The organism is Spirosoma endophyticum, from assembly GCF_900112365.1.
GTDB classification, from domain to species: Bacteria; Bacteroidota; Bacteroidia; order Cytophagales; family Spirosomataceae; genus Spirosoma; species Spirosoma endophyticum.
Window position 1 is genome coordinate 344,455 of record NZ_FOLQ01000007.1, and the last position, 11,014, is coordinate 355,468.

Annotated in this window: 13 protein-coding genes; 11 read left to right on the top strand and 2 right to left on the bottom strand. The window is 48.0% G+C overall.

Translation table 11 applies throughout. The features are described 5' to 3' along the window. The first annotated feature begins 206 nt into the window (after positions 1–206). From BM202_RS19600 to BM202_RS19640, 10 genes are all read left to right on the top strand, one after another. Complete coding sequence (locus BM202_RS19600; RefSeq protein WP_093829214.1) at positions 207–959, top strand: helix-turn-helix domain-containing protein; 753 nt, start codon at positions 207–209, stop codon at positions 957–959. 555 nt (positions 960–1,514) lie between these two features. Continuing rightward, positions 1,515–2,000, top strand: coding sequence for a (2Fe-2S)-binding protein (locus BM202_RS19605; RefSeq protein WP_093829216.1), 486 nt, complete (start codon positions 1,515–1,517; stop codon positions 1,998–2,000). Positions 2,001–2,021: 21 nt separating this feature from the next. Next, the gene (locus tag BM202_RS19610) at positions 2,022–4,217 is read left to right on the top strand and encodes a xanthine dehydrogenase family protein molybdopterin-binding subunit (protein WP_093829218.1); all 2,196 of its coding nucleotides are present in this window, start codon (positions 2,022–2,024) and stop codon (positions 4,215–4,217) included. Positions 4,218–4,344: 127 nt separating this feature from the next. After that, entirely contained in the window at positions 4,345–5,472 is a 1,128-nt protein-coding gene (locus BM202_RS19615) for an XdhC family protein (protein WP_093829220.1), read from the top strand. A 97-nt stretch (positions 5,473–5,569) separates the two neighbouring features. Continuing rightward, the gene (locus BM202_RS37300) at positions 5,570–5,722 is read left to right on the top strand and encodes a hypothetical protein (RefSeq protein ID WP_177236630.1); all 153 of its coding nucleotides are present in this window, start codon (positions 5,570–5,572) and stop codon (positions 5,720–5,722) included. A gap of 38 nt (positions 5,723–5,760) precedes the next feature. After that, positions 5,761–6,045 (top strand): bestrophin family protein, encoded by a 285-nt coding sequence (locus tag BM202_RS19620; RefSeq protein WP_093829222.1) that lies wholly within the window; start codon positions 5,761–5,763, stop codon positions 6,043–6,045. Beyond that, on the top strand, positions 6,032–6,289 hold the full coding sequence (locus BM202_RS19625; RefSeq protein WP_093829224.1) for a bestrophin family protein: 258 nt from the start codon (positions 6,032–6,034) through the stop codon (positions 6,287–6,289). Before BM202_RS19620 ends, BM202_RS19625 begins: the two co-directional genes overlap by 14 nt. A gap of 369 nt (positions 6,290–6,658) precedes the next feature. Beyond that, the gene (moaA, locus tag BM202_RS19630) at positions 6,659–7,639 is read left to right on the top strand and encodes a GTP 3',8-cyclase MoaA (RefSeq protein WP_093829226.1); all 981 of its coding nucleotides are present in this window, start codon (positions 6,659–6,661) and stop codon (positions 7,637–7,639) included. A gap of 151 nt (positions 7,640–7,790) precedes the next feature. Further along, complete coding sequence (locus tag BM202_RS19635; RefSeq protein ID WP_093829228.1) at positions 7,791–8,039, top strand: MoaD/ThiS family protein; 249 nt, start codon at positions 7,791–7,793, stop codon at positions 8,037–8,039. A 117-nt stretch (positions 8,040–8,156) separates the two neighbouring features. Then, on the top strand, positions 8,157–8,576 hold the full coding sequence (locus tag BM202_RS19640) for a molybdenum cofactor biosynthesis protein MoaE (protein ID WP_093829230.1): 420 nt from the start codon (positions 8,157–8,159) through the stop codon (positions 8,574–8,576). 202 nt (positions 8,577–8,778) lie between these two features. Here the strand turns inward: BM202_RS19640 and BM202_RS19645 are convergent, their stop codons facing one another. Next, on the bottom strand, positions 8,779–9,210 hold the full coding sequence (locus BM202_RS19645) for a hypothetical protein (RefSeq protein ID WP_093829232.1): 432 nt from the start codon (positions 9,208–9,210) through the stop codon (positions 8,779–8,781). Positions 9,211–9,690: 480 nt separating this feature from the next. Next, positions 9,691–10,374, bottom strand: a complete 684-nt coding sequence (locus tag BM202_RS19650; protein ID WP_093829234.1) for a transposase — start codon at positions 10,372–10,374, stop codon at positions 9,691–9,693. Positions 10,375–10,735: 361 nt separating this feature from the next. Between BM202_RS19650 and BM202_RS19655 the strand changes: the two genes are divergently transcribed. Then, the coding region (locus BM202_RS19655) for a transposase (protein ID WP_143100717.1) at positions 10,736–11,014 on the top strand (279 nt) is incomplete at its 3' end.

Genomic DNA, 11,014 nt, shown 5'->3' on the forward strand with positions numbered 1-11,014 from the left:
CAGATCCTCTTGAAAATTCGCCCGAATAAGAGTCTGGAACAGTCCCCTTTCTGGTATCGAGCGGGGTGTTTTGTCATGCAGTTCGTTCACCCTTTCGGTTAAGAAAAACCCGTAAGCATCCGATGATCGACGTTTATTCAAACGGGGTAGCTCGTCTGACGTAAGCATCCGTAACACGATCCGGGTATTATTTTCCACTCCCCTTCATGACATATCCCGCCGACGATCTACTTTATTTTGTGGCCCATCAGGCCACATTTGCCACCCACCAGTTTCAGGGTGTCAAGCTTATAATCAGCATTAAAGAGCCCTTTTATTGCCACCTCGACAACCAAGATTTGCCGCAGCTTACCGCGATCCTGATCAACCAAAACATTCCACATGCTCTGATTGGAAACGAGTCCACCCTACTAATTTATTACATTGATGTCCACTGCCCCCTCTATCCTGTCCTAATCGCTTATCTGGGCCAATATGCCTGGCTGGATATGTCCCGGCAGTTCCAGTCCCTCTTCCCGGAATGGGCGCCCTTACTTCACCGGAACAGTTTACCTCAACTGGCTGACCAGTTGCTGAGACTTCTGTTCCCCTTTCCTGGGGAAGGACTGACGATAACACCTGATGAGCGGATGCAGAAGCTGATGGCTTATATTGATGCGAATCTGGCTTATAGCATTTCCCTGACGGACCTGGCACGGGTAGCCTCCCTCTCAACCGAACGGACCAGGCACCTGTTTGGTGAGCAATTGGGCATGTCACTCAGTCAATACCTGATCTGGATACGCCTGAAGCGGGTGATCCAGCATGAAGTGCGTCAGCGGAGTCCCTTAGGAGAGACAGCCCTTCACTATGGCTTTACGGACCAGTCCCATTTTAGCCGTACGTTTAAACGGTTCTTCGGTGCTGTCCCTTACTACCTACTCAAAAACAAACAAATCAATTGGGGTAAGGTCAGGTAGGACCTGGGTTTAGATTTAATTTTTATGGTTTTAAATTATAGCCGCTACGTTCTATTTTTTTCAAAAAAAGTAATCCTTCCTACTGAATATCTGCCTGAAGCGTATGGCGTATATACGGTATCGTTAGAGCCTTTTATGTTATTTTCTCTGGTATGTAGCGCCTGATTTAGCCAGAATATTGGGTATGCCAGGCATACGCATTTCAGCATAAGACCATTTTCTGGCTGAACTAAATTGATGACGACTGACGCACCGTATTAACCTGCATGGATGTCAAGAATAGCCTTATCGTTCAATTTTTTTAGCACCTGAATTATCAACTTTGCCGCTTACTATTACTAAGTAGCTGAATCGTAGCTTGCTTTACTAAGTGGTAGAACGTAACCAGGCAGGCCTGTTAATAGCCTTTACGTAATTTGAAGAAGCAGGTAAGAGTCGATGTCCATTCCAGTCGAATGTAGTACGAGACCCAACCAGAGCTATCAGGATACTTGTTTAATCTGTTACCTTTTTTTAGTACACCGTCTTATCAAACCTACAAACCTAAGTATAATCATGCCGACAATTCATTTAAATGGACAGGAAAGAGAGGTGACTTCCCACCCGGATATGCCACTGCTTTGGGTAGTTCGGGAAGAATTTGACCTCACAGGAAGCAAGTATGGCTGCGGTCACGGCGTATGTGGCGGCTGCGTATGCGAGGTAGACGGGGCCCAGGTGCATTTATGTAAAAATACTGTGGCTGATGTACAGGGGAAGAAAGTCATCACCATCGAAGGGCAGGAAGGTCCGGTGGCGGAGGCTGTGTTTAATGCCTGGCTGGCTTTAGATGTGGCCCAATGTGGTATGTGCCAACCGGCGCAAATCGGCAGTGCCATTATTTTATTGAAGCAAAATGCCAACCCCACGGATGAAGATATTGATGAAGCGATGAAGCACAACCTGTGCCGCTGCGCTACGTATCACCGTATTCGGAAAGGTATTCACTATGCAGCGGCTACGTTGCAACGCACAGGATACCAGGAGTCCTCTTCTAATTGATAACCCTTCCAGAAAAATACAATGAATACAGAACAAGCACCTTCACAGGACACCTTCATTTTCCCCGCCGAGCCAAACCCGCTGGCCTTTATTACGATCAATGCTGACAATACAGTAACCGTCGTTAGTAAGCACCTGGAAATGGGCCAGGGTATTTACACGGGTCTGGCTACCTTAGTAGCGGATGAGCTGGATGCCGCCTTTGACCAGATTCGGGTGGTCACCGCACCCGGCCAGCCTACACCCCAGGGACCCTACGGCAACGCCCTTTTTGGTGGCATACAGGGCAGTGGCGGGCAAACCGGCATCCATTCTTCATACATGATTTACCGTACGGCTGGTGCAGCTATGCGGCAAATGCTTTTAGCGGCCGCTGCTAAAAAACTAGGAACGGCTCCGGCGGATCTGCGTATAAAAGCAGGTGTAATTGCCGACAGTCAAAGCGCAAAAAGCCTGACCTTTGGTGATATTGCCGCCGAGGCTATGGGGGAGACGGTGCCCAAAGAAGTGAAAATAAAAGACCCCGAAGAGTTCACGTACATCGGCAAGCACTTTCCGCGACTGGACGCTTATGATAAAATTCATGGTAAGACACAGTTTGTGCAGGATATAAAGCTGCCGGGCATGATTACCGCCGTCATTAAGCGACCTACGCGCTTTGGATCTACCGTCAAGAGCTTTGATGCTGCTGAAACCCTCGCTTTCCCAGGCGTGCGTCAGGTTGTGGAATGCCCGTTTGGTGTTATTGTGGCCGGCGATAATTTTTGGAGCGTATACGAAGGCGCGGAAAAGCTACAGGTAGAATGGGACTATAGCAACGCGTATGATTTCAGCAGCGACAGCATCCGGGCATCGTTCCGGGAATTACTGAAGCAGCCAGGTACCAAAGCCATTGATTATGGTGATGTTGACACCGCCCTGGCAGGCTCTGCCAAAAAATTGACGTATGAGTTTGAAGTGCCCTACAGCGCCCACATGCCTTTCGAGACCATGAACAGCATCATGCAGATTCATGGCGATGGAACGGTAGAGATGTGGGGGCCTTCGCAAATATTTACCATTGATGGAAATACCGTTGCGGGCATGATGGGCATTAGCCCCGATAAAGTGAAGTTGAACATGACGCAGTGTGGCGGCTCCTTTGGGCGCCGAAGTGGCCCGCACGCCCTTTGCTGGGTAGAAAACCTGGCCGTTATCAAGGCGTTGGGTACCGATAAGCCGGTTAAGCTGATGTACAGCCGCGAAGACGATGTGAGCAGCCCCGGTACGGTATTGCGCCCCGGTTTCATCCATCAAATTGATGCCGGTCTTGATCAGGATGGCAGATTGATCGCCTGGGCTCACCGTGCCGTAGGTCAGTCTATCTGTAAAGGCACCGCATTTGAATCCTCTGTAATACATGACGGGATTGATTTTATGAGCGTGGAGGGCTCAGTCGATCAACCGTATGATATACCAAGCCACCGCCTGGATCTTCATTCGCCCGAATTGCCGATCACCGTCAGCTGGCTGCGTACGTCCGGTACTTTCCACAATGGTTTCGCCCACGAGAGTATGATCGATGAATGTGCGGAAGCCGCCGGTCAGGACCCTTTCGAATACCGGATGGCTATGATGACGGACGACAAGCGTGAAAAGGAATGCCTGCGCCTGGCTGCCGAAAAAGCGGAATGGTCCAAACCCCTGGCGCCGGGCGAACCGGGTACCCGCCGGGGTCGTGGCATAGCCGTAGTGCCCGCTCACCGTAGCTATGCAGCCTGTGTCGCTGAGGTAACCGTTTTTCCTGACAACGACTGGCGCATCGACCGGCTGGTATGTGTTATGGATTGTAGAATGGTCATCAACCCCGATAACGTAATCGCTCAAATGGAAGGAGCCGCGTTATTTACGCTGGGCATGGCCCGTTACAGCCGGATTACGTTTAGCAATGGCGGTGTAGACCAGCGTTTCTACAGCGACGTGCACATTACCCGTATGCACACATCGCCTAAAGTAGTCGAATGCTATATCGTGCCAAGCACGCAGGGACCCAGTGGTAGCAGCGAAACCATGGGTGCCTGTATCGCTCCTGCCATGGGCAATGCGCTTAAAATGGCTACCGGCGAACGCGTTACCAAAGTACCTATGATGCTTACCGGCGAACCGGCAGAAGAACACTGGGATGTACCTGCCATTCTCAACACGTTTGAGGGTGCGCTACAAACCGAACTGGTGTAGAGCCGTCAATATACTATCTAGCCCCTTTGTCGCCCAAAAAAAGTGTGGCTTGACAAAGGGGCTATTCTATCCTATTGATAGCTGAAACCGCTTCATCAGAAGTCTATTGTAAAGTCTGAATCGAGTCATGAAAGAGATAAGTCGTATTGTTGAGGTCTTTGGGCAGGTTGATTTTAGCCAGCGCAAAGCCGCTTTGGCAACCGTGGTGTGGGTCGAAGGCTCATCGTACCGTCGGCCGGGCGCCCGAATGCTCATTACCGACGATGGCCGGTGGGAAGGCGCTATTAGTGGAGGCTGTCTGGAAGGTGATGCCCTGCGCAAGGCCCGCCAGGTCATGCTTGATGGAGAACCCATCGTCGTTACCTACGATACGATGGACGACGATGCTAACAGTTTCGGCGTCGGTCTGGGCTGCAATGGTATTATTGATGTTTTCATCGAACCCATTGACCTGAACGATCCAAAAAATCCGGTTGCCCTACTGGAGAAATTCACCCGAAAACGGGATGTTCAGGTAATGGCAACGGTTCTAAAAAGCCATGATCCCACGATCCCGACACCCGCCGGAACCCGCTTTATTCGAACCGACTCTAGTTCCGACGCCGTACCCAACTGGCTGCAGACCGATATGCAGGATGTATTTATAACGGGCAGGCCATCCAATAAGGTGTATGCCCGACAATCGGGGGAGATGGAGGTGTTTATTGAGCGTATTGACCCCGGCATTGAGCTTATCATTTTCGGCGCCGGGTATGATGTAATTCCGGTTGCTAAACTGGCCCGTGAACTAGGTTGGCAGGTCACAGTTACAGATGACTGTGTAGCCCATCTAGCGCCTAAACGGTTTCCAGTAGCTACCTGCACGCTGTATGCCGACCGGGAAGCGGTGCTTGACAAGCTGACCATTACCGACCGGACGGCCGCGGTGCTGATGTCGCACAACTTCAACTATGACCTCGCTGTTTTGCGGAACTTACTCACAACAGATGTGCCCTATATTGGCATGCTTGGTCCACATAAACGGTTTGATAAGATGCAGGCCGACTTTGAAAAAAATGGTTATTTCTTTAGCGAAGCCAGCCAAAATCGGATACATGCGCCCATTGGGCTTGATGTCGGTGCCGAAACACCCGATGAAATTGCCCTGTCGATTATAGCTGAAATAAAAGCCTTCTTCACCAAAAAAGCGGGGGGCTTTCTCAAAAACAAACCCGGCCCCATCCATAAACGTCTCACCAGCCAAACACTGGCTTAGGCGCAATGTCAGGTCCGCTGATTAACAGTCCTGGCATTGCCCGTTTTCATCCTGAACCCCTGTTTCCAAGCAAACGAGTATATGGTACTTAATCCAAATGTCCCTTATAGTGTCGGCCTGTATCAGCACAGCCGTCGTCCTGCTGTATGAAGTGTTCGGATTTAAATTTGTCGCTATTCCTTTTTTGCCAGTGGCTACTATCGGTACAGCCGTGGCGTTTTACATCTCTATCCTTTTTAGCCGGGGGTAAGTCTCCCGAAACGTATACGGAAGGGGTCGAAACTACCCTTGAAAAAATTTACCAGCACCCTGGTATACGAAAGCCTTCATCAGAAAAATCACGTGGCCAACGCCTTGCTTACGCTGCAATCACAGCAATTTGCCCACCTCAAAAGCCGGGGTGAAATTGTTGGGCAGGAGCATTATACCCTTACCGAATTCCTCACCGATCTGCTGGCCAAACAGGGCGGCAATGAACGGATAAAAACGTTCCCACTACCCCGGCAATATGGTCTATTCAGCGGCTTGTTTGTCTGGCTGTTCTATTACGGTGTTGCCGATGGATATCATTAAAGAGTTGGCCAACAAAACGGCCCTAATTGGAATATGGCTCACGATTCCGTTCTCGATGCTAATTTCCTGGGTATTTTACAGTATGGAGATGGTGGGTGACAGCAGCCAGAAACCGTTTGAAAATGCTACTAACGATGTGCCCTTGATTGCTATTTGCCGCAATATAGAAATTGATCTGAAGGAGATGCAGGATGAATCAGACTTGCCCGCCAAATTGCAGCCGGTGCACGATATATTAATGTAATATTTACAAACTAGTAAAACTGATTTCATTGTCCGGCTGCAACGGTGACCAGTAGCCAAACGACCCGACTGTTACCTATGTTAGTAGGTATTGTCTAAAGGTAATCCTGGGATTAAAAAAGCCCCCGATTTTTTAGATAGAGAGCAGAAAAACAGTCTGATCATTTTAGGCTGTGTTTTCTTACAAGCATAAATGATTGGCGGTTAGGGAACGAGATAAACCGCTAGGTTACCCCAACCCGTTTTGACAAGCAGACGAGTGTGCATAAGTGAAAAGTTTTAATCCTACTCGCCTTGTAGTCTATCGCCTGTGTAAAGTGGGGTAAGGGATGACTCTGTCTTATCCACGCACTATTTTAGAGAAAACAAAATGATTTACGATAATCACAACCGTCCCATTACCTACGTCCGATTGGCCGTCACGGATCGCTGCAATTTGCGGTGCTTCTATTGCATGCCTGAAGAGGGAATAAAGTACCTACCCAAAAGGCAAATACTAACATTTGAAGAAATGGAGCGAGTAGTTGGGGTACTGGTCAGCTTAGGGGTACAAAAAGTGCGCATCACCGGCGGAGAACCTTTTGTGCGATCAGGTCTTATGGGTTTTATGCACCAGTTAAGCCGCCTTCCGGGACTCAACGACATTTCCATAACGACAAATGGGGTGTTAACGGGTCCCCACATAACCGCTATGGCTGCGCTGGGTATCAAATCCGTGAATTTAAGTTTGGATACACTCGATCGGGAACGGTTTCGGCAAGTCACCCGACGTGACGATTTACCGGCTGTCCTGAAAACACTTGATGGCCTACTGGCCGCCGGCATTCAGACAAAGATAAATGCGGTTGTCATGGAAGGCCAGAATACACAAGATATAGGACCGCTGGTTGACTTAACGAGGACCTTACCCGTTGATGTGCGCTTTATTGAGGAAATGCCTTTTAACGGCGAAGGGAGTCATTATCCGAAGCTTCATTGGACGCATCAGCGCATCCTCAACGAGATTCGAGCACACTACCCTACAGTACAAAAACGAATGGATGCTCCCTTTTCAACGTCGACCGGGTACCAGATTCCAGGGCATCAAGGCCAGATAGGAGTGATTGCCGCCTTCAGCAGGACGTTTTGTGGTACGTGCAATCGCATTCGCCTGACCGCTCAGGGAACACTCAAAACTTGCTTATATGATGAGGGGGTATTAGATGTCCGCGCACTACTCCGGAATGGCGCATCAGATCAAGAACTGACAGCCGCTTTTCGACAGGCTTTCTCCCACCGACCGGTCAATGGTTTCGAGGCCGAACGAAACCGCGCTACCCTCGCAGAATCCATGGCGACCATTGGCGGGTAAGTTATACCAGGCCTTACGCCCTTACTCATCAGTCCGTAGCCTATTAGCGTCTTAAGTTACCCGTTGTCAACTGACGGTATAGGAGCACGATACAAAGAGATACTTCTTAATTCACGAATACCATTGTCATCATTTTTTTAAATAGGAACCCATGAGCGCATTTATTTCCGTGTTATTATTTGGCATGACCCGTGACCTGACTGGTCATTCCAGCGTATTGGTACCCATTCATGAGCCTACACGGGTTGGAGATTTACTCAGTCAATTGCACCAGGACTATCCTGCGCTAGCGGGTCTCCGAACGCTATTGGTAGCCGTGAATGGCGAGTATGCCGAAGTGGATCAGGAAATTGGCCCTACCGACGAAATTGCCCTTATTCCCCCTGTAAGTGGAGGTTGATTTTAGGGAGTAGTGTCTAGTCATGTTTCTACAGGCCACTAGTACATTAGAAGCGGATTATAAAAGCTTGGGTGGTGGTGTCCGGATAAATATAAACAAGTAAAATAGAACTGATTTATGATTGCTATTACGGTTGATCCCATTGATGTGGCAGCGGCCCTAAAGTCCATCGAGTTGGAGCAAGCTGGAGCTATTGATTTGTTCCTGGGTGTGGTCCGCAACTCGACCCAAGCGCGTTCGGTAAACAGGCTAGAATACGAAGCATACGACCGTATGGCGGTTAGCGAAATGGAAAAAATTGCCAATGAAGCCCACCAGCGTTGGCCCATTTTACGGTACACTATCATTCATCGAAAAGGCACCTTGCAAATCGGCGAAATTGCGATCTTAATTGGGGTTGCTACGGCACACCGGGGCGACGCGTTCGTGGCTTGCCGGTACATCATTGATACCATTAAACAGACCGTGCCCATCTGGAAAAAAGAAGTATTTATGGATGGAGAAGAATGGGTGAACGCCCTGTTTGGCTTGTCCTGAACCCTGGCTTGTCCTGAACCCTGTCGGTTGAACCCGTGAAGGGCAACGTAAAAAAATTAACTTCCAATGGCTTACTTGACCAGCGCTAGGACACTTGACCAACCGACAAATGAGAATACTAGAGAGAACCTACTACTGACTGTCAAATGACTTTACGCTTGTTTAATGGAAAATAGATGCCACTGCACGTGCCAAATGGATATCACTTTCTTCGCTTTATACCCGCGCTGCTTCTTGGTTTATCTGTAATTAATAGGTGGGTAAGTGGCTTTTGTAGACGATTCCGCTGCCAGCCGTTAGCTACTCTCCAATAGTCTGCTATGCAATTTCCCACTTCATCTCGCTTAAAATTCTTAAGATAGTGTTTCCCTTTGTCCGTAGTAGAAAGGGTAAAAGTAGATTCTCCAGTAAGATCCCAGGATCTGGGATTATTTATTACTTCGCCTGTATCAGTAAGATCATTTTCCTTGGTTTTGCCAGTAAGGCTGGCATCAGCACACTCTTCTAATTTGGCTGAGTCTTCAGCTAAGATTTCTTTTAGAAGATGGTAAGCAACCGCATATTTATCAACTACGGTTAGAAATCTATATTGGTTAATCGTTTGGACCAGATCCCATAGCCCATCTATGACCACCTCAATGCTGAATAGGAAAATTTGTTTTTCTATTCAGCATTGAGGTGAAAGTGACTATAGAGATTTGGGCAGTCCCTGTTGTATACTTCTAGAAAAGGTTTTACAAAAGGAAATAAACTGATTATCAGCCTACTCATATATGTTTCCAAACCGAATTTTTATAAGGGTATCCTTTTTGCTGTCGGTGCGTCTGCTCAGATTTAGAACATCAATGCGGTTAAATAGCCTGAAGATGTAGCGGTCACACCGAAGTATAGGTTCCAATAACTTGCTTAATTGCCCCTTATGAAGGAATAAAAGTAAGAAAGCTCTACTCGTGAAAGTCTTACACGCCAACGACTCCGCCGTGTTCTCGTAAGATAGTTTTACGTGATCGAGCAACCTAGGTAGCGGAGTTCATTGAACGCCCGATCCAACTGGGCCGACGAAGTGATGATGGATAAGCAGTAAATCGATTTGTTGGCGGAGAATCTAACTCCTTCAGAGGGGTAAGGAGTTAGATTCTCCGCCAACGTCCTGATGACTCAGCCACTTTCTAAGGGTATTTTCCGGTACCCCCATGCCTTTGGCTACTTTATCCATTCGACGACCAGCGACCAGCTTTTTAATGGCTCTTTGTTTAAATTCCTCATCATATCTTTTGCGCGTTATCCGTTGCATACTGACGGTAGCTTGTTTTCTTAGAGGAGTTATATCCAATTCAGGCGTCTTTTCTAATACAGGTGGTAATGGCACCCCGGGAGTTGGGACATCACTTGGTCGTCTTAGTATAGCAGCTCCCTGTCGTTGACTAGTGGATCGATCACTTGACGTTGGAAAATCTGAAATGATTTGCGCATTATGTTGCCAATTGTAAAGTATATGTGTTGGCACATTCATCGTTTTTGAAAGTACTCCAATGGATTGACCAGCCTGGATTTGCTGGAGGGCTTTCTCTTTAACGGAAGTGTCGTATACCCGGTGTTTGCCAACCGGTATTCGACTATTGTCTGGTTGGTTTCTGGCTACTTCTTCCCCTTTCCAGCGCGTCAGCGTACTTATAGATACCCCCATTAAGTTAGTCACTTCACGTAGGGTTCGTCCGGTACTTAGCATTCGAAGGGCTTCTCGTTTGAAATCCACCGTATACGCTCGTATTAGGGAGGAATGGGCGTATTTACTCATAGCGAACACCTTGTTAATTGAATGAATTAAGTGTGTAGACTAATCAGGATTAAAAGTAGTAAGCTATTCGTACTTAAAATTGAACGTAACGGCTAAGTTTGACAAGACAGGACGAGGAAAGAGGATAAATTTAAAATCGATCGCTTCCTAAAAGCAGAACAAGATGAGACACTAACAATCTACCGGACTACAGGGGCATAGCGGTGTTACGAGTTGTTTTCGTATGGACTAGACAAACTCTAGTTCAAGAAGGATTTTTTTTGGTCAAATAGCTTAATTCAGGCCTGATAAGCCGGTGAACTTGCTACATTTGACTGGAGACAGTTTTTAGGCACATTTGGGAACAAACCCAAAAGTACCCATGAAGAAAAGACGTGTGTTCGACGAGGCATTTAAACGGATGGCCATCGAGTTGTCCTACGCGAAAGGCTCTGTACAAGAAGTCGCTCGTGAACTCGGCATTGATTCGAGTCGGATCACCAAATGGCGGCAAAGCCATAAAAGCCTTGGTCAAGTTGCAACTGCGGCCACCGAGCTGAGCGAAGAACAGAAACTGATCAAACGGCTACAGAAAGAACTCAAAGACGCTCAGCTTGAACGCGATATACTAAAAAAGGCAGTCGGCATCTTCTCCAGGGGA